We start from the raw sequence: 26,906 nt of genomic DNA, 5'->3' as shown, positions 1-26,906 counted from the left end.
CGAAAATGAGCCACACGCGTTTACCAGCATAGGACAATGCTGTGTGTATGGTCGCGAGTATGCGATGCAACCGGCCGCCAGGGCCAGCGACGTATCGCCCAGGCAAACCGGCCGCCCTTGCGGGCGGCCGATAAAACACAGCTTAGGCGGTGTGGTCGATCTTGATGGTCGGGTCGGCGCCTGTGATCAGCGAGTTGATGCTGGTGTGCGACCAATCGTTGCCTTCCAGCTTGATCGTCACATCGGCATTGGCCAGGCCGCCAGCGGCGTTGAGCTTGCCTTCACTGCTGATTTGCAGGGTCGACACGCCTTCTACCGTGGTGATCTTGAGGTAGTTGTCGATGGTGCTGTCCGTCTCACCTTTCAACAGATCCTTGAGATCGATCCGGTCGCCTTCCGAGGCCTTGAAGTCCTTGATCACGTCATTGCCGAAGTCGCCCGCCTTCCAGACGAAGGTGTCGGCACCCGAACCGCCGATCAGGATGTCGTTGCCCGGCCCACCGATCAGGGTGTCGTTACCGGTGCCGCCCAGCAGGATGTCATTGCCTTTGCCGCCGTCCAGCAGGTCGTTGCCGCCCTGGCCGAACAGGATGTCATCACCTGCACCGCCCAACAGCGTGTCGTTGCCGTCTTTGGCGCCGGAGACATCGAAGTCCGCGTAATGCTCGGTGACGTACTGGTGCACGTTCGAGGTGGTCACCGCCGAGACGGCCACGCCGGTTTTCTGTGCCACAAAGGCCTGCAGTGCGTTGTAACCCTCACCGGTAATCCCGCTGAAGCTCACCAGGTCACCGAAGAGGATGTCGTTGCCGTCGCCACCACTGATGGTGTCGGCGCCTGGCAGCGTGGCCTCGGTGTGGCCGAGGATGGCGTTGGCCAGGTCCTTCGGATCGATGTTGCTTTGCGGCTTGCCATCGGTGTCATAAGGCTTGAGGTCGTTGAGGCTGACGTCGCCATTGATGCCGATCGCTTCCACTTGCGACAACCCGCCCAGCAGCGCAAAGGCGCTTTTGGCATTGCTCAGCGTCGCCGAGTTGGTGCTGTTGCCCGTGCCGTCCAGGTTGGACAACTCAAAGGTACCGTCACCTTGGGCATGTACGGTGCCCAGGTCGGTCACGACCCAGCGCCAGCCATTGTAGATTTGCAGTTGAGCGGCACCCGAATTGTCGATGGACAAGTAGTGCGTATTGTCGATGTAGGTGGAGAACGTCGTGCCAGGCGTGTAGTTGGCAGTCGTGACCACGTTGTCGAACTTGACGTTGCCGTACAGCGTCGGGTTGGTCTGCTCGCCGCTCTGGTAGTACGTTGGCTGGCCGTCGGTGATGAAGTAAGTCAGGTTGGTGGCGCCGGTGTTGCTGGTGGCCAGGCCGCTCTGGAAGAAGTTGGCCGTGGTTTTGAACACGTCTTCGTAGTTGGTGCCGCCACCGGACTTCATCGAATCCAGCACTGCACTGAGCAAGGTCAGCGCGTTTGGATCGTTGAGGTTGATCGCGATCGACTTGTTCACCTGGGTATCGAAGTCCGCCACAAAGATGTTCACGGTGCCGGAGGTGTTGGCGCCAAGGCTGTCTTTGAGCGACTTGAATACTGACGTCAGCGAAGCCTTCGCCGCGTTGATCGAGTCGACGCTCATACTGCCGGAACTGTCCACCATGAACGCGATGTTGTAGTTCTTGCCCTGTACCACGTTCAGGCCGCCGATATCGGCCACGACGATGTCATTGCCGTCGGTGCCGACAATGTTGTCGCTGCCCGAAGTACCCGTCACCGAGCTGTAGGTCGCCGGGTACACGGTGACTGGCAATTGCGCCGTGGTAGAGGCCGAACCGCCAATGCTTTCGGTGGAGGTCGACGTCACGGTCAGGTTGAACTGGCCGCTGTAATAGGTCGGTGGCTTGATGGTCAGGGTGTTCAAATCCCAGCCGGTCACGTTGACTTCGCCCACGCCTTTGGTCGCCGTGAACGTGTGCCCGGATGCATCGGTGAGTACCGAACCTGCCGGTACGCCGCTGATCTTCACGCTCAGGGTTTCCGAGCCGTCGGTGTCGGTCAGTGCGGTGGTGACCTTGGACAGTTTAACGCTGCCGTTTTCCTGGCCTTCGTTGAGCTTGTAGCCCACGTAGTAACCGTCACCGTTGCTGCCATGCAGGTCGGAGACGGTCACGCCGGCATTGGTCAAATCAGTGAGGCCGGTGTACAGCGGCACGGTGCTGGTGCTCAAGTTCTGTATCGCGCCGCCGTTGATCGACAGATTGACGTCAAAGCTGCCAGGCCCCGCTTGGTTGGCTTGGTAGATCTCGAGGCTGTAGTAACCGCTGACCGTTGGCGTAAACGAGCCGCTGAACTTGCCGCTGTTGGTCGCCCATACCCCGCTGGCAATGTCTTTGCCGCCAACGTTGACCACCACGCTGTCATCGGCGACGCCGCTGAAGGTGTAGCTCTTGCCAGCTTCCATGTACATCAGGCCGGAGATCTTGGAGCCGGAGCCGGCGTTGACATTGTCGACTGACTCGACATTGGTGACGACACTGGTGTTGTTCGGCGTACCTGCGTTGTCGATGGCTTTTTTCAGTACGTCGGGTGCCGCGCCGTTCCCGTTGGTGCCGAGGCCGGCAATGCTGTTCCAGCCCTGTTTGATCAGGCCGGTCGAGGCGACATTGTTATCGGCCACGTTCAGCGTAGGGGCATCGGCCACCGGTGTGATATCGACTTTCACCGTGGCGCTGTTGCCCAGGTCCTTGCCGTCGGTAGGCTGGAACTTGAACTGCGCATAATCAGCCTGCTTGTTACCAACACCCGTGCCGCCATAACCGTCGGCGCCGGATTCGTTGGCGTTCGGCATAAAGCGCAACTGGCCGCCGTCGATCTGAGCTTTGGTGAAGGTCTGGTTGGCAGTCACGTTGGTCCAGGTGGTGCCATCCGCTGCCAGGTATTGCAGCTTGCCGGCCACCGGCAGGTCAGTGATCTTCACGCCCAGGCTGGCTTGTGGCGAGTCCACATCGGTCACGCCGAAGTTGGCCCAGGTCAGTGCCAGCGGCGTGTCTTCGGCGCCGGTCACGGCGCTGCCGGTGGCGACCGGCGGATCGTTGACCGCCACCACGTTAACGGTGGTGGTGGCGACGTTGGAGTAGTTGCCGCCATCGGTCACTGTCACGGTGATGGTCCGCGGCGTGGTGCTTGGGTCGTGGCTGTTGTTGGTGAACGTGATGTTCTGGATACGCTGCATGTAATCAGCGAGCGTCGCGCTGCCCGACAACGTCAGGGTGATGGTGCCCGTCTGGTTGTTGGTGCTGACGATGATGCCATTTACGCTGTTGCCCAGGTTCAGTGCGTCACCGGCCTGTGCGTTGGTCAGGGTGACCGTCGCGCCAGTCAGCATTGTGCTGTCCGGATCGGTGATCTTGATATCCGTGTCGGCAATCGACACACCCGGCCCGGCGGTGCCTTCGGTGAAGGTGGTTCTGTAGTCGGCACCGGTGGCGCCGCTGGAGTTGTTGGCATCCAGGTCGATGACCGGCGGCGCATCGTTGTCGATGATATTGGTGCTGACAGTGCCCTTGTCGATTACCAGATTTTCGAAATTGCCACCGGTGGTTTTGTCGATGGTGATGACAATCTGTTCGGTCGGCTCAGTGATCTTGTCGTCGATCGTGGCGATGTTGAACGGCACGCTGCTGGCGCCGGCCGGGATCTTCACGGTGTACACGCCGTTAAAGTCCGAACCGTCGGTGGCGGTGCCGCTGTACTTGAGCGTTACGGTCACATCGGTTTGCGCCGGGTTGCTCAGGGTCAGCGTGTAGTGCGCAGTGCCGCCTTCAGTCACCAAGGCGTCGCCGGTGATGCTGATGGTGGTGTTGTTGACCACATCCGTCACTTTGGTGGTGACGGTGCTGCCGTCGACGATCAGGTGTTCGTACTTGTCGCCGCCGCTGACCACGCCGGTGATTTTGTTGTTCACATCGTTGGCGCCGACATACGCGTCGTTAGGCGCCACAGCCGTGATGGTGCCGCTGGACTTGCCGTTACCGATAGTGATGGTCGAGCCGTTATCCAGCTTTACCACCAGATCGGAACCGACGTTGTTCACCGCCGCGCCGTTCTTGTCGACCAGCGATGCGGTATAGGTAATCTGGCCGCCTTCAGCGACGGAGCCCGTGGCTTTGAGCGCCACGGTCACATCATCGATGGTGTCGTTGATGGTGGTGGTCGCGCCGCCCGGCGTGATGGTGACGCCTTCGAAGTTACCGCCGGTGGTACCGGTGATCTTGACGGTCTGGGTGCTCTTGTCGATGAACACGTCATCGCCAGGCGCGGCAACGGTCACAGAGCCTGTGGTCGCACCTTGCTTGATGGTGATGCTCGAGCCGTTATCGAGCGTGACGACCATGTCGGTGCCGGCCTTGTTGCTCAAGGTGGCGGTGTAGGTGATGGTGCCACCTTCGTTGACGGCACTTGGTGCGGTCAGCGTGACGCTGGTGAGATCGGTGGTGCCTGGGGTATCAGTCACTGTGGTGTTAACAGGTGTTGTGCCTGGCACCAGGTTCTCGAAGTGCGCGCCGCCGGTCACGTTAGTGATGGCGGTGGTAACGGTCTGGTCGCCTTTGTACACGTCGTTTGGAGCGACGACGGTGACGGTGCCGCTGGATTGGTTCACACCAATGGTGATGGTTTTGCCGTTGTCCAGGGTCACGGTCAGCGGGCTGGTGATGTTGGTCACCAGCGCGCCGTTTTTGTCCACGAGGCTGGCGGTGTAGATGATGTTGCCGCCTTCGCCAACGGTGGTGGTCGCGGTCAGAACCACATCCACTTTATCGATGGTGTCGTTGATCGTGGTGGTAGCGCCGCCTGGAGTGATGGTCACGCCTTCGAAGTTACCGCCGGTGGTACCGGTGATCTTGACCGTCTGGGTGCTCTTGTCGATGAACACGTCATCGCCAGGCGCGGCAACAGTCACGGAGCCCACGGTCGCACCTTGCTTGATGGTGATGCTCGAACCGTTATCCAGCGTGACGACCATGTCGGTGCCGGCCTTGTTGCTCAAGGTGGCGGTGTAGGTGATGGTGCCACCTTCGTTGACGGCACTTGGTGCGGTCAGCGTGACGCTGGTGAGATCGGTAGTGCCTGGGGTATCAGTCACTGTGGTGTTAACAGGTGTTGTGCCTGGCACCAGGTTCTCGAAGTGCGCGCCGCCGGTCACGTTGGTGATGGCGGTGGTAACGGTCTGGTCGCCTTTGTACACGTCGTTGGGTGCTACGACGGTGACGGTGCCGCTGGACTGGTTCACACCGATGGTGATGGTTTTGCCGTTGTCCAGGGTCACGGTCAGCGGGCTGGTGATGTTGGTCACCAGCGCGCCGTTTTTGTCCACAAGGCTGGCGGTGTAGATGATGTTGCCGCCTTCGCCAACGTTGGTGGTGGCGGTCAACACCACATCCACTTTGTCGATGGTGTCGTTGATCGTCGTGGTCGCGCCGTTGCCTGCAACTTCCAATTTCTCGAAGTTACCGCCAGTGGCATCAGTGATCTTGACGGTCTGAGTGCTCTTGTCGATGAACACGTCATCGCCAGGTGCCGCAACAGTCACGGAGCCGACGGTATCGCCAGCCTTGATGGTGATGCTCGAACCGTTATCCAACTTCAGCGTGACGTCAGTGCCCGCTTTATTGGAGAGCGTAGCGGTGTAAGTGATCTGACCGCCCTCATTGACTGCGCTTGGCGCGGTCAACGTGACGGTAGTGGTGTTATCAGTACCCGGAGTATCCGTGACGGTGGTGCTAACAGGCGTAGTACCTGGCACCAAGTTTTCGAAGTGCTCGCCGCCAGTCACGTTAGTGATAGCGGTAGTGACGGTCTGGTCGCCCTTGTACACGTCATCTGGAGCTACAACGGTGACGTTGCCGCTGGACTGGTTCACACCGATGGTAATGGTCTGGCCATTATCCAAGGTCACGGTCAGCGGGTTGGTGATGTTGGTTACCGCATTACCCGACTTGTCGACCAGCGAAGCGGTGTAAACGATATTGCCGCCTTCGCCCACTGTGGTGGTGGCAGTCAGAACCACATCTACTTTGTCGATAGTGTCGTTGATGGTGGTGGTCGCGCCGTTGCCTGCAACTTCCAGTTTTTCGAAGTTACCGCCAGTGGTGTCAGTGATCTTGACCGTTTGGGTGCTCTTGTCGATGAACACGTCATCGCCAGGCGCCGCAACGGTTACAGAGCCAGCGGTATCGCCAGCTTTGATGGTGATGGTCGAGCCGTTATCGAGTTTCAGGGTTACGTCAGTGCCCGCTTTATTGGAAAGCGTAGCGGTGTACGTAATCTGACCACCTTCGTTGACGGCGCTTGGCGCGGTCAGCGTGACAGTAGTGGTGTTATCAGTACCCGGAGTATCCGTGACGGTGGTGCTAACAGGCGTAGTGCCTGGCACCAAATTCTCGAAATGCTCGCCGCCGGTCACGTTAGTGATAGCGGTAGTGACGGTTTGGTCGCCTTTGTACACGTCATCTGGAGCTACAACGGTGACGTTGCCGCTGGACTGGTTCACACCGATAGTAATGGTTTGGCCGTTATCCAAAGTCACGGTCAGGGGGTTGGTGATGTTGGTCACTGCCGCGCCGTTTTTATCCACAAGGCTGGCGGTGTAAACGATGTTGCCGCCTTCACCAACGGTGGTGGTGGCGGTCAGGACCACATCCACTTTGTCGATGGTGTCGTTAATGGTGGTGGTTGCGCCGTTACCAACCACTTCCAGTTTTTCGAAGTTGCCGCCAGTAGTGTCAGTGATCTTGACGGTCTGAGTGCTCTTGTCGATGAACACGTCATCGCTTGGGGCTGCAACAGTCACAGAGCCGACGGTGTCGCCAGCCTTGATGGTGATGCTCGAACCGTTATCGAGTTTCAGGGTTACGTCAGTACCGGCCTTGTTGCTCAAGGTGGCGGTGTACGTAATTTGACCACCTTCGTTCACTGCAGACGGAGCCGTCAGTGTCACGGTGGTGGTGTTATCGGTACCCGGAGTGTCAGTTACGGTGGTGCTGACAGGTGTAGTACCAGGCACCAGATTCTCGAAGTGCTCACCGCCAGTCACATTAGTAATAGCGGTGGTGACGGTCTGGTCGCCCTTGTACACGTCATCTGGGGCTACAACGGTGACGTTGCCGCTGGACTGGTTCACACCGATGGTAATGGTCTGGCCATTGTCCAAGGTCACAGTCAACGGATTGGTGATGTTGGTCACCGCATTACCCGACTTGTCGACCAGCGATGCGGTGTAAACGATATTGCCGCCTTCGCCCACTGTGGTGGTGGCAGTCAGAACCACATCTACTTTGTCGATGGTGTCGTTGATGGTCGTAGTTGCACCATCACCAGCCACTTCCAGCTTCTCGAAGTTGCCGCCAGTGGTGTCAGTAATCTTGACCGTTTGGGTGCTCTTGTCGATAAACACGTCATCGCCAGGCGCCGCAACAGTCACGGAGCCGACGGTTTCACCAGCTTTAATGGTGATAGATGAACCGTTATCCAACTTCAGCGTGACGTCAGTGCCGGCCTTGTTGCTCAAGGTGGCGGTGTAGGTGATCTGACCACCTTCGTTCACTGCAGACGGAGCTGTCAGTGTCACGGTGGTGGTGTTATCGGTACCCGGAGTATCGGTGACGGTAGTGCTAACCGGCGTCGTACCTGGAACCAAATTCTCGAAGTGCTCGCCGCCAGTCACATTAGTAATAGCGGTGGTGACGGTCTGGTCGCCCTTGTACACGTCATCTGGGGCTACAACGGTCACGCTGCCGTTCGACTGATTAACGCCGATGGTGATTGTCTGGCCATTGTCCAAAGTCACGGTCAGCGGACTGGTGATGTTAGTCACTGCCGCGCCGTTTTTATCCACAAGGCTGGCGGTGTAAACGATGTTGCCGCCTTCGCCCACTGTGGTCGTTGCGGTCAGCACCACATCCACTTTGTCGATGGTGTCGTTAATGGTGGTGGTTGCACCATCACCAGCCACTTCCAGCTTCTCGAAGTTGCCGCCAGTGGTATCGGTGATCTTGACCGTCTGAGTGCTCTTATCGATAAACACGTCATCACTTGGCGCCGCAACAGTCACGGAGCCAACGGTGTCACCAGCTTTGATGGTGATAGATGAACCGTTATCCAACTTCAGCGTGACGTCAGTGCCGGCCTTGTTGCTCAAGGTGGCGGTGTAGGTGATCTGACCACCTTCGTTTACTGCAGACGGAGCTGTCAGTGTCACGGTGGTGGTGTTATCGGTACCCGGAGTGTCAGTTACGGTGGTGCTGACAGGTGTAGTACCAGGCACCAGATTCTCGAAGTGCTCACCGCCAGTCACATTAGTAATAGCGGTGGTGACGGTCTGGTCGCCCTTGTACACGTCATCTGGGGCTACAACGGTCACGCTGCCGTTCGACTGATTAACGCCGATGGTGATTGTCTGGCCATTGTCCAAGGTCACAGTCAACGGATTGGTAATGTTGGTCACCGCATTACCCGACTTGTCGACCAGCGATGCGGTGTAAACGATATTGCCGCCTTCGCCCACTGTGGTGGTGGCAGTCAGAACCACATCGACCTTGTCGATGGTGTCGTTGATCGTCGTGGTTGCGCCGTTGCCAGCAACTTCCAACCTCTCGAAGTTGCCGCCAGCAGCATCAGTGATCTTGACGGTCTGAGTGCTCTTGTCGATGAACACGTCATCGCCAGGTGCCGCAACAGTCACGGAGCCAACGGTGTCGCCAGCTTTGATGGTGATGCTCGAGCCGTTATCCAGCTTCAGGGTTACATCGGTGCCCGCTTTATTAGAGAGCGTAGCGGTGTAAGTGATCTGACCACCCTCATTGACTGCGCTTGGCGCGGTCAACGTGACGGTAGTGGTGTTATCAGTACCCGGAGTGTCGGTGACAGTAGTGCTGACCGGCGTTGTACCTGGTACCAAATTCTCAAAATGCTCACCGCCAGTCACGTTAGTAATAGCGGTGGTGACGGTCTGGTCGCCCTTGTACACGTCATCTGGAGCTACAACAGTGACGTTGCCGCTGGACTGATTAACGCCGATGGTGATGGTCTGGCCGTTATCGAGAGTGACGGTCAGCGGGTTGGTGATATTAGTCACTGCCGCGCCGTTTTTATCCACAAGGCTGGCGGTGTAAACGATGTTGCCGCCTTCACCGACGGTGGTGGTGGCGGTCAGAACCACATCGACCTTGTCGATGGTGTCGTTGATTATCGTAGTTGCACCATCGCCAGCGACTTCCAGTTTTTCGAAGTTGCCGCCAGTGGTGTCGGTGATCTTGACGGTCTGAGTGCTCTTATCGATGAACACGTCATCGCCAGGCGCCGCAACAGTCACAGAGCCAACGGTGTCACCAGCTTTGATGGTGATAGACGAACCGTTATCCAACTTCAGCGTGACGTCAGTGCCGGCCTTGTTGCTCAAGGTGGCGGTGTAGGTGATCTGACCACCTTCGTTTACTGCAGACGGAGCTGTCAGTGTCACGGTGGTGGTGTTATCGGTACCCGGAGTATCGGTGACAGTAGTGCTAACAGGCGTAGTGCCTGGCACCAAATTCTCGAAGTGCTCACCGCCGGTCACGTTAGTAATAGCGGTTGTGACGGTCTGGTCGCCCTTGTACACGTCATCTGGAGCTACAACGGTGACGTTGCCGCTGGACTGGTTCACACCGATGGTAATGGTCTGGCCATTATCCAAGGTCACGGTCAACGGGTTGGTGATGTTAGTCACCGCATTACCCGACTTGTCGACCAGCGAAGCGGTGTAAACGATATTGCCGCCTTCGCCCACTGTGGTGGTGGCAGTCAGAACCACATCGACTTTGTCGATGGTGTCGTTAATGGTGGTGGTTGCGCCGTTGCCTGCAACCTCCAATTTCTCGAAGTTGCCGCCAGTGGTGTCAGTGATCTTGACGGTCTGAGTGCTCTTATCGATGAACACGTCATCGCCAGGTGCCGCGACGGTCACAGAGCCGACGGTGTCGCCAGCTTTGATGGTGATGCTCGAGCCGTTATCCAGCTTCAGGGTTACATCGGTGCCCGCTTTATTAGAGAGCGTAGCGGTGTACGTAATCTGACCACCTTCGTTGACGGCGCTTGGCGCGGTCAGCGTGACAGTAGTGGTGTTATCAGTACCCGGAGTATCCGTGACGGTGGTGCTAACAGGCGTAGTGCCTGGCACCAAATTCTCGAAATGCTCGCCGCCGGTCACGTTAGTGATAGCGGTAGTGACGGTTTGGTCGCCTTTGTACACGTCATCTGGAGCTACAACGGTGACGTTGCCGCTGGACTGGTTCACACCGATGGTAATGGTCTGGCCATTATCCAAGGTCACGGTCAGCGGGTTGGTGATGTTGGTTACCGCATTACCCGACTTGTCGACCAGAGACGCGGTGTAAACGATATTGCCGCCTTCGCCCACTGTGGTCGTTGCGGTCAGCACCACATCCACTTTGTCGATGGTGTCGTTGATGGTGGTGGTCGCGCCGTTGCCTGCGACTTCCAATTTCTCGAAGTTACCGCCAGTGGTGTCAGTGATCTTGACCGTTTGGGTGCTCTTATCGATGAACACGTCATCGCCAGGTGCCGCAACGGTCACAGAGCCGACGGTGTCGCCAGCTTTGATGGTGATGCTCGAGCCGTTATCCAGCTTCAGGGTTACATCGGTGCCCGCTTTATTAGAGAGCGTAGCGGTGTACGTAATTTGACCACCTTCGTTGACGGCGCTTGGCGCGGTCAGCGTGACAGTAGTTGTGTTGTCAGTACCCGGAGTATCCGTGACGGTGGTGCTAACCGGCGTCGTACCTGGTACCAAATTCTCGAAGTGCTCGCCGCCAGTCACATTAGTAATAGCGGTAGTGACGGTCTGGTCGCCCTTGTACACGTCATCTGGAGCTACAACGGTGACGTTGCCGCTGGACTGGTTCACACCGATGGTAATGGTCTGGCCATTATCCAAGGTCACGGTCAGCGGGTTGGTAATGTTGGTCACCGCATTACCCGACTTGTCGACCAGCGACGCGGTGTAGACGATGTTGCCACCTTCACCCACTGTGGTGGTCGCGGTAAGAACCACATCCACTTTGTCGATGGTGTCGTTAATGGTGGTGGTTGCGCCGTTGCCAGCCACTTCCAGTTTTTCGAAGTTGCCGCCAGTGGTGTCAGTAATCTTGACCGTCTGAGTGCTCTTGTCGATGAACACGTCATCGCTTGGGGCTGCAACAGTCACAGAGCCGACGGTGTCGCCAGCCTTGATGGTGATGCTCGAACCGTTATCGAGTTTCAGGGTTACGTCAGTACCGGCCTTGTTGCTCAAGGTGGCGGTGTACGTAATTTGACCACCTTCGTTCACTGCAGACGGAGCCGTCAGTGTCACGGTGGTGGTGTTATCGGTCCCCGGAGTGTCAGTTACGGTGGTGCTGACAGGTGTAGTACCAGGCACCAGATTCTCGAAGTGCTCACCGCCAGTCACATTAGTAATAGCGGTAGTGACGGTCTGGTCGCCCTTGTACACGTCATCTGGAGCTACAACGGTGACGTTGCCGCTGGACTGGTTCACACCGATGGTAATGGTCTGGCCATTATCCAAGGTCACGGTCAGCGGGTTGGTAATGTTGGTCACCGCATTACCCGACTTGTCGACCAGCGACGCGGTGTAGACGATGTTGCCACCTTCACCAACGGTGGTGGTTGCGGTCAGGACCACATCTACTTTGTCGATGGTGTCGTTGATGGTGGTGGTCGCGCCGTTGCCTGCAACTTCCAGTTTTTCGAAGTTACCGCCAGTGGTGTCAGTCATCTTGACCGTTTGGGTGCTCTTATCGATGAACACGTCATCGCCAGGCGCTGCAACCGTCACGGAGCCGACGGTTTCACCAGCTTTAATGGTGATAGATGAACCGTTATCCAACTTCAGCGTGACGTCAGTACCGGCCTTGTTGCTCAAGGTGGCGGTGTAGGTGATTTGACCACCTTCGTTGACGGCACTTGGCGCGGTCAGCGTGACAGTAGTTGTGTTGTCAGTACCCGGAGTATCCGTGACGGTGGTGCTAACAGGCGTAGTGCCTGGCACCAAATTCTCGAAGTGCTCACCGCCGGTCACGTTAGTGATAGCGGTAGTGACGGTTTGGTCGCCTTTGTACACGTCATCTGGAGCTACAACGGTGACGCTGCCGTTTGATTGGTTCACACCGATGGTAATGGTCTGGCCATTATCCAAGGTCACGGTCAGCGGGTTGGTGATGTTGGTCACTGCCGCGCCGTTTTTATCCACAAGGCTGGCGGTGTAAACGATGTTGCCGCCTTCGCCCACTGTGGTGGTGGCGGTCAGAACCACATCGACCTTGTCGATGGTGTCGTTGATTATCGTAGTTGCACCATCGCCAGCGACTTCCAGTTTTTCGAAGTTGCCGCCAGTGGTGTCGGTGATCTTGACGGTCTGAGTGCTCTTATCGATGAACACGTCATCGCCAGGCGCCGCAACAGTCACAGAGCCAACGGTGTCACCAGCTTTGATGGTGATGCTCGAACCGTTATCCAACTTCAGCGTGACGTCAGTACCGGCCTTGTTGCTCAAGGTGGCGGTGTACGTAATTTGACCACCTTCGTTCACTGCAGACGGAGCCGTCAGTGTCACAGTAGTGGTGTTATCAGTACCCGGAGTGTCGGTGACCGTAGTGCTGACCGGCGTAGTACCTGGAACCAAGTTTTCGAAGTGCTCACCGCCGGTCACGTTAGTGATAGCGGTAGTGACGGTCTGGTCGCCCTTGTACACGTCATCTGGGGCTACAACGGTCACGCTGCCGTTCGACTGATTAACGCCGATGGTGATTGTCTGGCCATTGTCCAAAGTCACGGTCAGCGGACTGGTGATGTTAGTCACTGCCGCACCGTTTTTATCCACAAGGCTGGCGGTGTAAACGATGTTGCCGCCTTCGCCCACTGTGGTCGTTGCGGTCAGCACCACATCCACTTTGTCGATGGTGTCGTTAATGGTGGTGGTTGCACCATCACCAGCCACTTCCAGCTTCTCGAAGTTGCCGCCAGTGGTGTCAGTAATCTTGACCGTTTGGGTGCTCTTGTCGATAAACACGTCATCGCCAGGCGCCGCAACAGTCACGGAGCCGACGGTTTCACCAGCTTTAATGGTGATAGATGAACCGTTATCCAACTTCAGCGTGACGTCAGTGCCGGCCTTGTTGCTCAAGGTGGCGGTGTAGGTGATCTGACCACCTTCGTTCACTGCAGACGGAGCTGTCAGTGTCACGGTGGTGGTGTTATCGGTACCCGGAGTATCGGTGACGGTAGTGCTAACCGGCGTCGTACCTGGAACCAAATTCTCGAAGTGCTCGCCGCCAGTCACATTAGTAATAGCGGTGGTGACGGTCTGGTCGCCCTTGTACACGTCATCTGGGGCTACAACGGTCACGCTGCCGTTCGACTGATTAACGCCGATGGTGATTGTCTGGCCATTGTCCAAAGTCACGGTCAGCGGACTGGTGATGTTAGTCACTGCCGCGCCGTTTTTATCCACAAGGCTGGCGGTGTAAACGATGTTGCCGCCTTCGCCCACTGTGGTGGTTGCGGTCAGGACCACATCCACTTTGTCGATGGTGTCGTTAATGGTGGTGGTTGCGCCGTTGCCAGCCACTTCCAGTTTTTCGAAGTTGCCGCCAGTGGTGTCAGTGATCTTGACGGTCTGAGTGCTCTTATCGATAAACACGTCATCACTTGGCGCCGCAACAGTCACGGAGCCAACGGTGTCACCAGCTTTAATGGTGATAGATGAACCGTTATCCAACTTCAGCGTGACGTCAGTGCCGGCCTTGTTGCTCAAGGTGGCGGTGTAGGTGATTTGACCACCTTCGTTCACTGCAGACGGAGCCGTCAGTGTCACAGTAGTGGTGTTATCAGTACCCGGAGTGTCGGTGACAGTGGTGCTGACCGGCGTTGTACCTGGAACCAAATTCTCGAAGTGCGCGCCGCCAGTCACATTAGTGATAGCGGTAGTGACGGTCTGATCGCCTTTGTACACGTCATCTGGGGCTACAACGGTCACGCTGCCGCTGGACTGGTTCACACCGATGGTAATGGTCTGGCCATTATCCAAGGTCACGGTCAGCGGGTTGGTGATGTTGGTTACCGCATTACCCGACTTGTCGACCAGAGACGCGGTGTAAACGATATTGCCGCCTTCGCCCACTGTGGTGGTTGCGGTCAGGACCACATCCACTTTGTCGATGGTGTCGTTAATGGTGGTGGTTGCGCCGTTGCCAGCCACTTCCAGTTTTTCGAAGTTGCCGCCAGTGGTGTCAGTGATCTTGACGGTCTGAGTGCTCTTATCGATAAACACGTCATCACTTGGCGCCGCAACAGTCACGGAGCCAACGGTGTCACCAGCTTTAATGGTGATAGATGAACCGTTATCCAACTTCAGCGTGACGTCAGTGCCGGCCTTGTTGCTCAAGGTGGCGGTGTAGGTGATTTGACCACCTTCGTTCACTGCAGACGGAGCCGTCAGTGTCACAGTAGTGGTGTTATCAGTACCCGGAGTGTCGGTGACAGTGGTGCTGACCGGCGTTGTACCTGGAACCAAATTCTCGAAATGCTCGCCGCCAGTCACATTAGTGATAGCGGTAGTGACAGTCTGGTCGCCCTTGTACACGTCATCTGGAGCTACAACGGTGACGTTGCCGCTGGACTGGTTCACACCGATGGTAATGGTCTGGCCATTATCCAAGGTCACGGTCAGCGGGTTGGTGATGTTGGTTACCGCATTACCCGACTTGTCGACCAGAGACGCGGTGTAAACGATATTGCCGCCTTCGCCCACTGTGGTGGTGGCAGTCAGAACCACATCGACCTTGTCGATGGTGTCGTTGATAGTCGTAGTTGCACCATCACCAGCCACGTCCAGCTTCTCGAAGTTGCCGCCAGTGGTATCGGTGATCTTGACCGTCTGAGTGCTCTTATCGATAAACACGTCATCACTTGGCGCCGCAACAGTCACGGAGCCAACGGTGTCACCGGCTTTAATGGTGATAGACGAACCGTTGTCCAACTTCAGCGTTACATCAGAACCCGCTTTATTGGAAAGCGTAGCGGTGTACGTAATCTGACCGCCTTCGTTCACTGCAGACGGAGCCGTCAGTGTCACAGTAGTGGTGTTATCAGTACCCGGAGTGTCGGTGACAGTGGTGCTGACCGGCGTTGTACCTGGAACCAAATTCTCGAAATGCTCGCCGCCAGTCACATTAGTGATAGCGGTAGTGACAGTCTGGTCGCCCTTGTACACGTCATCTGGAGCTACAACGGTGACGTTGCCGCTGGACTGGTTCACACCGATGGTAATGGTCTGGCCATTATCCAAGGTCACGGTCAGCGGGTTGGTAATGTTGGTCACCGCATTACCCGACTTGTCGACCAGAGACGCGGTGTAAACGATATTGCCGCCTTCGCCCACTGTGGTGGTGGCAGTCAGAACCACATCGACCTTGTCGATGGTGTCGTTGATGGTCGTAGTTGCACCATCACCAGCCACTTCCAGCTTCTCGAAGTTGCCGCCAGTGGTATCGGTGATCTTGACCGTCTGAGTGCTCTTATCGATAAACACGTCATCGCTTGGCGCCGCAACAGTCACGGAGCCAACGGTGTCACCAGCTTTAATGGTGATAGACGAACCGTTGTCCAACTTCAGCGTTACATCAGAACCCGCTTTATTGGAAAGCGTAGCGGTGTACGTAATCTGACCGCCTTCGTTCGCCTCGGACGGAGCCGTCAAGGTGACCGTCGTGGTATCAATTGAGTCGGTAATCGTGGTGACCGCAGGTGCAGTGTTCGGCACCAGGTTTTCGAAGTTGCCGCCGGTCGCGCCAGTGATGGTGGTGCTCACCGTGCTGCCATTGACGTAGACGTCGTTCGGCGCAGTGTCGACCACCACGCTGCCGACAGATTCGCCCGCTTTGATAGTGATCACCGAGCCATCGCTCAGGGTGACGGTTACTGGCGTTTGCGCCGGATTGGTCAGGGTGGCGGTGTAGGTAATCTGACCGCCTTCGGTCACGGTATTGGTAGCCGTCAGCGAAACAGTGGTGGTGTCGATCGAATCGGTGATCGTGGTAACCGCAGGCGTCGTGTTTGGTACCAGATTTTCAAAGTTGCCGCCGGTTGCACCGGTGATGGTGGTGCTGACGGTCGAACCGTTGTTGTAAACGTCGTTCGCCGGGGTGTCGATCACTACGGTGCCGGTCGACTCACCCGCTTTGATGGTGATCACTGAGCCATTGCTCAAGGTGACAGTCACCGGGGTTTGCGCCGGGTTGGTCAGGGTGGCGGTGTAAGTGATCTGACCGCCTTCGGTCACGGTGTTGCCCGCCGTCAGCGTGACGGTGGTGGTGTCGATCGAGTCGGTGATCGTGGTAACCGCAGGCGTCGTGTTTGGTACCAGATTTTCAAAGTTGCCGCCGGTTGCGCCGGTAATAGTGGTGCTGACAGTGGAGCCATTGTTGTAAACGTCGTTAGCCGGAGTATCCACGACGACGGTGCCAACCGACTCCCCAGCCTTGATGGTAATCACCGAGCCATTGCTCAAGGTGACAGTCACCGGCGTCTGCGCCGGGTTGGTCAAGGTAGCGGTGTAGGTAATCTGACCGCCTTCGGTCACGGTGTTACCCGCCGTCAGCGTGACGGTGGTGGTGTCGATCGAATCAGTGATCGTAGTAACCGCAGGCGTAGTGCTCGGTACCAGATTCTCAAAGTTGCCGCCGGTCGCACCGGTAATAGTGGTGCTGACAGTGGAGCCATTGTTGTAAACGTCGTTAGCCGGAGTATCCACGACGACGGTGCCAACCGACTCCCCAGCCTTGATGGTAATCACCGAGCCATTGCTCAAGGTGACAGTCACCGGCGTCTGCGCCGGGTTGGTCAGGGTGGCGGTGTAAGTGATCTGACCGCCTTCGGTGACGGTGTTGCCCGCCGTCAGCGTGACGGTGGTGGTGTCGATCGAATCAGTGATCGTGGTAACCGCAGGCGTCGTGCTCGGTACCAGATTTTCAAAGTTGCCGCCGGTTGCGCCGGTAATAGTGGTGCTGACAGTGGAGCCATTGTTGTAAACATCATTGGCCGGCGTATCGACCACAACAGTACCCGTCGACTCCCCAGCCTTGATGGTAATCACCGAGCCATTGCTCAAGGTGACGGTCACAGGCGTCTGCGCCGGGTTGGTCAGGGTGGCGGTGTAAGTGATCTGACCGCCTTCGGTGACGGTGTTGCCCGCCGTCAGCGTGACGGTGGTGGTGTCGATCGAATCAGTGATCGTAGTAACCGCAGGCGTAGTGCTCGGTACCAGATTCTCAAAGTTGCCGCCGGTCGCACCGGTAATAGTGGTGCTGACAGTGGAGCCATTGTTGTAAACGTCGTTAGTCGGCGTATCGACTACAACAGTGCCAACCGACTCCCCAGCCTTGATGGTAATCACCGAGCCATTGCTCAAGGTGACGGTCACCGGCGTCTGCGCCGGGTTGGTCAGGGTGGCGGTGTAAGTGATCTGACCGCCTTCGGTCACGGTGTTGCCCGCCGTCAGCGTGACGGTGGTGGTGTCGATCGAATCGGTGATCGTGGTAACCGCAGGCGTCGTGCTCGGTACCAGATTCTCAAAGTTGCCGCCGGTAGTGCCGGTAATAGTAGTGCTGACAGTCGAACCATTGTTGTAAACGTCGTTAGCCGGGGTATCGACCACAACAGTGCCCGTCGACTCCCCAGCCTTGATGGTAATCACCGAGCCATTGCTCAAGGTGACAGTCACCGGCGTCTGCGCCGGGTTGGTCAGGGTAGCGGTGTAAGTAATCTGACCGCCTTCGGTCACGGTATTACCCGCCGTCAGGGTGACGGTGGTGGTGTCGATGGTGTCGGTAATCTGCGTAACGGCCGGGTTCGGGTCAATCGTCAGCACCAGGTTGTTGCCGCCGGTGGTGCCGGTGACGTTCACGCTGATCTGGCTTGGGTCGATGTACGGGCTGTCATTCGGTGCCAGCGGCACGTTGACGGTGCCGGTCAGTTGGCCGGCGGTGATAGTGATCACGGCACCATTGGACAGGGTGATGCTCAGGTCATTGATCGGCGGCTGCGTGACGGTAGCGGTATAGGTCAGCACACCACCGGCTTCGGTGATGGTCGGCGTTGCGCTCAGCGTCAGGGTCGACGTCTGCAAGACCAGGTTGCCATTGCCACCTGTGCCTTGGGCGCCCGTGAGTTGGGTCGCTGTCGAGGTGCTCTGGCCCAGTGGGCCGGTCGGGAAGCCGATCGTCGGGTCGACACGGCCAGCCGTCGCGTCCAGTACGACAAAGCTGTGGCCCCCGCCCGCAGCGCCATTACCGGCAGCCGTCGCACCGGCGGCGGTAGCATCCAGGTCGGTGGTCGGGTCGGCGCCCGCGACGATGGCTTGCTGCAGTTCGGCAACCGACGGCGCTGCGTTCTCGGCGGCCGCGGCCAGGTCGAGGCTGGAGTCCGGCAGGTCGGCGCTCCACTGGGTTTCACGGCCCAGATCCAGGGTGCGGCCGTCGGCCAGCTCAAGGCTCACAGCACCGGACATGCCGGTGTCGATCTGGTCGCCCGCGAACAGGCGGTCACCTTCTACAAGGACACGACGCGTCCCTTCCGGAGAAATAACGAAAACTTGACCAACAATGCTTTTGACGATGGCAACAACACTGCTCATTAAAGATTTCTCCGGCGATCCGTTTCTGATGAATTCCATGTGGCCGCTCGCGGGGGTGAGGGCCAGACAGGAGGGGGCGTAGTCTAAGTAGTTACTGACGTCAAATTATTGGCTAGATTTATTCGTTATCTAGTTTATGCCAAACTATTGACCTTCTGGTCGCCATCCTAAACAATTGGCCCCGTAATGTCACATTGATATTTATGCGGCGAACCGTCCTACATGTGTGAAGCAGTTCCGCTTTTTGAACTTTCCGACGTACGGTCATTACGGTAGCCATTATCCGACGCAGCGAGGCCAATCGCTGTGATTTGAGACAAGAAGTCCTGGGGAATTTTTTAATGCGTCTGCACCTGTTCAAGGCAATACCGTTCGTACTCGCCGCCAGTTTCGTACAAGCCCAAACATTGCCCCAGGCCATGCAGCAGGCGCTGGATGTGCACCCGGAAATCCAAGCCGGTGTGAACAGCCGTATCGCCGCCGATTACCAATTGCGCGCCGCTCAAGGTGGTTACTTGCCACGCGTTGACCTGAACGCCGGTTACGGTCGTGAAGGCACCGACAACTCCACCACCCGTGCCGCCAGCGGCCCGAACGGCAACCAGTGGGACACCCACAACCGCGGCGAATCGAGCCTGCGTCTGCAACAGATGATTTTTGACGGTTTCGCCACCTCCAGCGAAGTCGGGCGCCAACAAGCCAACGTCAATTCCCGCGCTTACTCCTTGCTGGGTACTTCCGAACGCACCGGTTTGACTGTCGCCCAGGTGTACCTGGATGTGCTGACACGCCGTGAGTTCGTGCGCCTGGCTGAAGAAAACCTGCGCAACCACGAACGCATTTACGACCAGATCAAGCTGCGCACCCAGCGCGGCGTCGGTAACGGTGCCGACCAGGACCAAGCCGAAGCGCGTCTGGCCCAGGCCCGCAACAACCTGATCACCGAGCAGACCAACCTGGCCGACTCACAGGTCAACTACCTCAGCGCCGTCGGCCAGATGCCCGACCAGCTTGAGCGCCCAGCGCCTTTTATGGCCATGCTGCCGGCGGACCTGAATGAAGCCCGTCGCCAGATGCTCGACAACAGCCCGATCCTGCGTTCGGCCGAGTCGGATATTTCCGCCGCCGAAAGTCAGTACGAAGCTGCCAAGTCCACCTTTTACCCGCGCTTTGATGCAGAGCTGGGCACTAATGCCGACAACAACGTCGGCGGCGATGCCGGCCACAGCAACGGCTGGGAAGCCATGGTGCGCATGCGCTTCAACCTGTTTGCCGGTGGCAGCAACAAGGCCGACCTGCAGTCCAAGTCGTACCAGGCCAGCCAAGCCCTGGATATCCGCAACAACGCCTTGCGCCAACTCAATGAAGAACTGGGCCTGGCCTGGAACGCCTTGAACAACGCCAACGCGCAGTTGCCGGTTGCCCAGCAATACGTCGACCACAGCACTCGCGTGCGCACGTCTTACCAGCAGCAGTTCAGCCTCGGCCAACGAACCCTGCTCGACTTGCTCGACAGCGAGAACGAATTGTTCACCGCTTCCCGTCGTCTGGAAGAGATCAAGAACATTCAGTTATTTACTCAATATCGAATCAAGGCGACCATGGGCGAATTGCTCAAAAGCCAGGGCGTAGTCGCACCGATGGCGTCCGTCGTACAGAACGACGTGAAACCTAAAGTCCAACTGCCTGGGATGAATTGAGCCACCCCAATAGCCCCATCTGTTAGTCGAGAGTGCACCGCGTGGAATCCGAAGTCAGTCGAGTTCATCTCAGTCATGATCCACGCACGCTGCACGATGACCCGTTACTCGACGGGTTGTTGGCACTCTGTGCCCTGCATCAAAAGCCCGCCAGCGCGGCCATGCTCACCACCGGTTTGCCGTTGCCGTCGCAGCGCCTGAGTGCCGAGTTGCTGCCGCGTGCAGCCGCGCGCGCCGGGCTGCAAGGCCGGGTATTGCAGCGCAAGCTGGAGCAGATCCCGACGATTGCACTGCCGGCGCTGCTGTTGCTCAAGGACGGCCGCAGTACCGTGCTGGTGGGTTGGCAAGGCGAAGACGAAGCACGCATCCTGCTCAGCGAAAGCGACGGCGGTGAAGTGCTGATCAAACGTGAGCTGCTGGCCGACGACTACATCGGCAAAGTCTTCTTCGCCCAGCCGCAGCACAAATTCGACGTCAACCACGGCACCCTGATTCCTCGGGCGCGCTCGTGGTTTCGCGACACGCTCAAACGTTCGCGCTGGCTCTACACCGATGCCATCGCCGCGAGCTTCCTGATCAACATCATCGCCATGGCCGCGCCGCTGTTTGTGATGAACGTGTACGACCGTGTCGTGCCAAACCAGGCCACCGCGACCCTCTGGGTGCTGGCCGTGGGTATCTGCGGCGCCTACCTGTTCGACTTGGTACTCAAAAGCCTGCGCAGTTTGTGCCTGGACCTGGCCGGCAAAAAAACCGACCTGATCATCTCGGCCACGCTGTTCGAGCGCATTGTGGGCATGTCCATGAAGTACCGCCCGGCACGGGTTGGCAGCTTCGCGCAGAACATCCATGAGTTTCAGAGCCTGCGTGATTTCCTCGCATCCTTGACCCTCACCAGCCTGATCGACCTGCCGTTCACACTGCTGATTTTCCTGGTGATCGCCATCCTGGGCGGGCACCTGGTGTGGATCCCGATGCTGGCCTTCCCGCTGGCCCTGGGCATCGGTTATGCCCTGCAAAAACCGCTGGTGGCGACCATGGAACGGACCATGGCCCTGGCCGCCGAGCGCCAATCCAGCCTGATTGAAACCCTCGCCGGGCTCGATGCAGTCAAGGTCAACAACGCCGAGAGCGAGCGCCAGTACGGCTGGGAGCAGACCATCGGCACCCTCAGCCGCCTTGAGCTGCGCGTGAAGTTGCTGTCGGGCCTGTCGATGAACATGACCTTGCTCATCCAGCAACTGGCCGGCGTGATCATGATCGTGTTCGGCGTGTACCAGATCATCGACGGCAACCTCAGCATGGGCGGCCTGATTGCCTGCTACATGCTCAGTGGCCGCGCCCTGAGCCCGCTGGCCTCGCTGTCGGGCCTGCTGACCCGCTACCAGCAAGCCAAGGTCACCATGACCTCGGTGGACCAGATGATGGAGCTGCCCCAGGAGCGCAATTTCGAAGAGCGCCCCATGAGCCGCCGCACCCTGCAAGGCGCCATCGAGTGCCGTGGCCTGAACTTCACGTACCCGAACCAGCAGAACGCCGCGCTGAAAAACATCAACCTGGTGATCAAGCCGGGCGAGAAAATCGGCATCATCGGCCGCAGTGGCTCGGGCAAAAGCTCCCTGGCCAAGCTGATCGTCGGCCTGTACCAGCCCGACTCCGGCGCCTTGCTGGTGGACGGTGTGGACGTGCGCCAGATCGACGTCAGCGAGCTGCGCCACAACATCGGTTACGTCGCTCAGGACATTCAATTGCTGGCCGGCACCCTGCGCGACAATCTGGTGTCGGGTGCGCGCTATGTAGAAGACGAAATGGTCCTGCAAGCGGCTGAGCTTGCAGGCGTTCACGAATTCGCCCGCCTGCACCCACAAGGTTATGAACTGCAAGTGGGCGAGCGTGGGCAGAACCTGTCCGGCGGCCAGCGTCAGAACGTCGCCCTGGCCCGTGCGCTGCTGCTCAACCCGCCCATCCTGCTGCTGGACGAACCCACCAGCGCCATGGACAACACCGGTGAAGAACGCTTGAAACAACGCCTGCAAGCCGTGGTGCAAAGCAAGACCGTGGTGCTGGTGACGCACCGTGCCTCGCTGCTCTCGCTGGTGGACCGCCTGTTGGTGGTCGACCGTGGGCAGATCCTCGCAGACGGCCCGAAAGCCGTGGTTATGGAAGCGTTGAAAAAGGGGCAGATCAGTGTTGCTTAACTCCATCAAAAGCGCGGTCGGCCGCTACTTTAAAGGCACCGACTCGCTGCAGGGCCAACCCCTGCCTGAAGTCAACAAAGCGCTGATCGAGGATGCGCCACGCGTTATCCGCCTGACCATCTGGGCCATCATCGCGTTCTTCGTCTTCCTGGTGACCTGGGCCGGTTTCTCCAGCATCGATGAAGTTACCCGTGGCGACGGCAAGGCGATTCCGTCGTCCAAGCTGCAAAAAATCCAGAACCTGGAAGGCGGTATCGTTTCCGAGCTGTATGTGAAGGAAGGCCAGATAGTCGAAGCCGGCGCGCCGTTGATTCGCCTCGACGACACCCGGTTTGTCTCCAATGCCGGCGAAACCGAAGCCTTGCGCCTGGCCATGCAACTGCGCGTCGAGCGCCTGAGTGCGCAGGTGGATGACCGCCCGCTGAACATCCCGGAGGACGTGCTCAAAGCCGCGCCCAGCCAGGCCGCCAACGAGCGCTCGCTGTATGAAAGCCGCCGTCAGCAATTAAAAGACGAAGTGGGTGGTTTGCAGGAGCAACTGGTACAGCGCCAGCAGGAACTGCGCGAATTCAGCTCCAAGCAAGGCCAGTACCGCAGCCAGTTGTCCCTGCAACGCCAGGAAATCAACATGTCCGAGCCGTTGGTGGCCCAGGGCGCGGTATCGCCGGTGGAAGTGCTGCGCCTCAAGCGCGCCGAGATGGAAACCCGTGGTCAATTGGACGCCACCACCCTGGCGATCCCGCGCGCCGAGTCGGCGATCAAGGAAGTGCAGCGCAAGATCGATGAAACCCGTGGCAAATTCCGCAGCGAAGCCCTGACCCAGCTCAACGAAGCCCGCACCGAGCTGAACAAGGCCGAGTCCACCGGCCGTGCCCTCGAAGACCGCGTCAGTCGTACCTTGGTCACCTCGCCGGTGCGCGGCATCGTCAAGCAGCTGCTGGTGAACACCGTCGGTGGCGTGATCCAGCCGGGCAGCGACATGGTCGAAATCGTGCCGCTCAATGACACCTTGCTGGTGGAAGCCAAGATCCGCCCGCAAGACATCGCCTTCCTGCATCCCGGGCAAGAAGCGATCGTCAAGTTCACCGCCTATGACTACACCATCTACGGCGGCCTCAAGGCCAAGCTTGAGCGCATCGGTGCCGACACCATCACCGATGAAGACAAGAAAACTACCTACTACATGATCACCCTGCGCACCGACCGCAGCCACCTGGGCACCGATGAGAAGCCGTTGCTGATCATCCCGGGCATGGTGGCGTCGGTGGACATCATCACCGGCAAGAAAAGCATCCTCAGCTACCTGCTCAAGCCGATCATCAAGGCGCGCGCCGAGGCGTTGCACGAGCGCTAACCTTCGGCGCCTGTTGTGGCCTCATCGCAGGCAAGCCAGCTCCCACCTTTGAATGTGTTCACATATCAAAATGTGGGAGCTGGCTTGCCTGCGATAGCGTCATCCAATTCACCGCAGATCCCAACCCTAAAGCATATCGATATTCACTAACGGTATTTAAGCTTCCATTCTTATGCCTATAAATTCACTCCCCTGTCCGACCGGGAGTGCCCTCATGTCCGCCACCTCTACTGTTCCAACAGCGACCCCAACCGCTCAATCCTTCGAGATTCGCCCATTGCCCGGCAGCGTCGGCGCCGAGGTCATCGGCCTGGACTTGTCCCGCCCGGTCAACGACACGGACTTCGCGCGCATCCACCGCGCGCACCTGGATCACCACGTCGTGGTGTTTCGCGACCAACGCATTACCCCCGAACAACAGATCGCCTTCAGCCGCCGTTTTGGTGTGCTGCAGATCCATGTGCTCAAACAGTTCCTGCTGGCCAACCACCCGGAAATCCTGATCGTCTCCAACATCATCGAGAACGGCCAATCCATCGGCCTGGGTGACGCGGGCAAGTTCTGGCACTCAGACCTCTCCTATAAAGAGCTGCCCAGCCTGGGTTCGATGCTGCACGCCCAGGAACTGCCCTCCGAAGGCGGCGACACCCTGTTCGCCGACATGCACAAAGCCTGGGACCAACTGCCCGAGCACCTGCGCAAAGCCGTGGAAGGCCGCAGCGCCGCGCACTCCTACACCGCGCGCTATAGCGAAACCAAATTCGAAGGCAATTGGCGCCCAACCCTCACGCCCGAGCAGCTGGCTCAGGTGGCGGAAGTTGTCCACCCGATTGTGCGCACCCACCCGGAAAACGGCCGTAAAGCCCTGTTCGTCAGCGAAGGTTTCACCACCCGTATCGTCGGCCTGCCGGAAGACGAAAGCCGCGATCTGCTGGCCCAGCTCTACGCCCACAGCGTGCTGCCGCAGAACATCTACCGCCACCAGTGGCAGCCCCACGACATGGTGTTCTGGGACAACCGCTCGTTGATCCACCTGGCTGCCGGTTGCCCGAGCCATCTGCGCCGCAAACTGTTTCGCACCACCATCCAGGGCGATGCGCCTTTCTGATTCCCGGCAAGAGAGTTGACATGAACGCGCCCCTGCAAGGCCACGCGGCCAGCACCCTGAGTACCGCCAAACCGCTATTGGCGGTGGACAACGTCAGCCTCGAATACCGCACGCCCGAGCGTGTGGTGCGGGCCACGCACCAGGTCAGTTTCGAAATCGACCCGGCCGACCGTTACGTGCTGCTTGGCCCTTCGGGGTGCGGCAAATCCACCTTGCTCAAGTCCATCGCCGGGTTTATCAAACCTTGCGAAGGCGAGATTCGCCTGTTGGGGCAAAAAGTCGACGAACCCGGGCCGGATCGCATTGTGGTGTTCCAGGAATTCGACCAACTGCCACCGTGGAAAACCGTCAAACAGAACGTGATGTTCCCGCTGTTGGCCTCCAAGACCCTCAAGCGTCGCGAAGCCGAAGAGCGCGCGCTGCACTACCTGGAAAAAGTCGGCCTCAGTGCCTTTGCCGACGCCTACCCGCACACCCTGTCCGGCGGCATGAAAGCCCGGGTGGCCATCGCCCGCGCGCTGGCCATGCAACCGAAAATCCTGCTGATGGACGAACCGTTCGCCGCCCTCGATGCCCTGACCCGGCGCAAGATGCAGGAAGAATTGCTGCTGTTGTGGGAAGAGGTGCGCTTCACCCTGTTGTTCGTCACCCATTCCATCGAAGAGGCGCTGGTGGTGGGCAACCGCATCCTGTTGTTGTCGCCGCATCCCGGGCGCGTGCGGGCAGAAATCCACAGCCATCAATACGACCTGCACAGCCTCGGCGGTGTGGAATTCCAGGCGTCGGCGCGGCGTATTCATCGCCTGCTGTTCGATGAAGCGCCCGAGGCCGAACGTGAGTTGGGTTTCGCCGATATCCGCATTGCTTACTAAGGGGCCGAACCATGCGCCAGGAATTTGAAGTCACCCTCGAACCACTGCTCAGCGTCCCTGTCGAGCGCGAACTGCCCCTGCGCCAACGCCTGTGGCAGCAAGGCTGGCTGCGCAAGGGCTTGATCCTGATCGTGCTTGCGATTCTCTGGGAGGCGGTCGCCCGCTACCAGAACAACGACCTGCTGTTGCCGAGCTTTTTGCAGACCTCGCAGGCACTGTTCGACGGCCTGCTCAGCGGTGAGCTGTTGAGCAAGGTCTGGATCTCACTGGCGGTGCTGATCAAGGGCTACCTGATCGGCATCGTGTTGGCGTTTGCCCTCACCACGCTGGCGGTCTCGACCCAACTGGGCCGCGACCTGCTCAGCACCCTGACCTCAATGTTCAACCCGCTGCCGGCGATTGCCCTGCTGCCGCTGGCGCTGCTGTGGTTTGGCCTGGGGCAGAACAGCCTGATCTTCGTGCTGGTGCATTCGGTGCTGTGGGCGTTGGCGCTGAACACCTATTCGGGGTTTCTCGGCGTGTCCGAAACCCTGCGCATGGCCGGTCGCAACTACGGCCTCAAGGGCATGCGTTTTGTGTTGTTCATCCTGATTCCGGCAGCGCTGCCGTCGATCCTCGCGGGCCTTAAAATCGGCTGGGCCTTTGCCTGGCGCACTTTGATCGCCGCTGAACTGGTGTTCGGCGCCACCAGCGGTAAAGGCGGGCTGGGTTGGTATATTTTCCAGAACCGCAACGAGCTGTACACCGATAAGGTCTTCGCCGGTTTGGCCGTGGTGATCCTCATCGGCCTGCTGGTGGAAAACCTGGTGTTTGATACCTTCGAACGGCTCACCGTAAAGCGTTGGGGCATGCAGCGTTAAATAGGAATGATTGCTCTTTGTCGGGTGTGAGCCCGATAATGCTGGCCGAACCTGACGTCGCCCTGGCGTCAGGCA

General features: G+C 58.4%; 7 protein-coding genes. 6 read left to right on the top strand and 1 reads right to left on the bottom strand.

The window, feature by feature from the left end:
* Window positions 1-142 precede the first annotated feature (142 nt).
* Window positions 143-18,739 (bottom strand): retention module-containing protein, encoded by an 18,597-nt coding sequence (locus FFI16_RS26040; RefSeq protein WP_144298328.1) that lies wholly within the window; start codon window positions 18,737-18,739, stop codon window positions 143-145.
* 341 nt (window positions 18,740-19,080) lie between these two features.
* Here FFI16_RS26040 and FFI16_RS26035 point away from each other — a divergent pair, with 341 nt between their 5' ends.
* The 6 genes from FFI16_RS26035 (at window position 19,081) to FFI16_RS26010 (ending at window position 26,831) form a co-directional block, all read left to right on the top strand.
* Window positions 19,081-20,439: a TolC family outer membrane protein gene (locus FFI16_RS26035; protein WP_138817398.1), complete on the top strand. Its 1,359-nt coding sequence runs from the start codon at window positions 19,081-19,083 to the stop codon at window positions 20,437-20,439.
* Between the two features lie 41 nt (window positions 20,440-20,480).
* Entirely contained in the window at window positions 20,481-22,637 is a 2,157-nt protein-coding gene (locus FFI16_RS26030; protein WP_138817397.1) for a type I secretion system permease/ATPase, read from the top strand.
* Window positions 22,627-23,991, top strand: coding sequence for an HlyD family type I secretion periplasmic adaptor subunit (locus FFI16_RS26025; RefSeq protein ID WP_138817396.1), 1,365 nt, complete (start codon window positions 22,627-22,629; stop codon window positions 23,989-23,991). Before FFI16_RS26030 ends, FFI16_RS26025 begins: the two co-directional genes overlap by 11 nt.
* Before the next feature lie 214 nt (window positions 23,992-24,205).
* A complete protein-coding gene (locus FFI16_RS26020) occupies window positions 24,206-25,099 on the top strand; it encodes a TauD/TfdA family dioxygenase (protein WP_138817395.1) in 894 nt (297 codons plus the stop codon).
* A 20-nt stretch (window positions 25,100-25,119) separates the two neighbouring features.
* Window positions 25,120-25,971 carry an ABC transporter ATP-binding protein gene (locus FFI16_RS26015; protein WP_017136617.1) on the top strand — a complete coding sequence of 284 codons (852 nt, stop codon included), beginning with the start codon at window positions 25,120-25,122 and terminating at the stop codon, window positions 25,969-25,971.
* Window positions 25,972-25,982: 11 nt separating this feature from the next.
* The gene (locus FFI16_RS26010) at window positions 25,983-26,831 is read left to right on the top strand and encodes an ABC transporter permease (protein WP_017136616.1); all 849 of its coding nucleotides are present in this window, start codon (window positions 25,983-25,985) and stop codon (window positions 26,829-26,831) included.
* Window positions 26,832-26,906 lie beyond the last annotated feature (75 nt).

Source organism: Pseudomonas sp. KBS0710, from assembly GCF_005938045.2.
Classification (GTDB): domain Bacteria; phylum Pseudomonadota; class Gammaproteobacteria; order Pseudomonadales; family Pseudomonadaceae; genus Aquipseudomonas.
The sequence above is the reverse complement of the archived record's forward strand: the minus strand, read 5'-3'. Positions and strand labels throughout refer to the sequence as shown.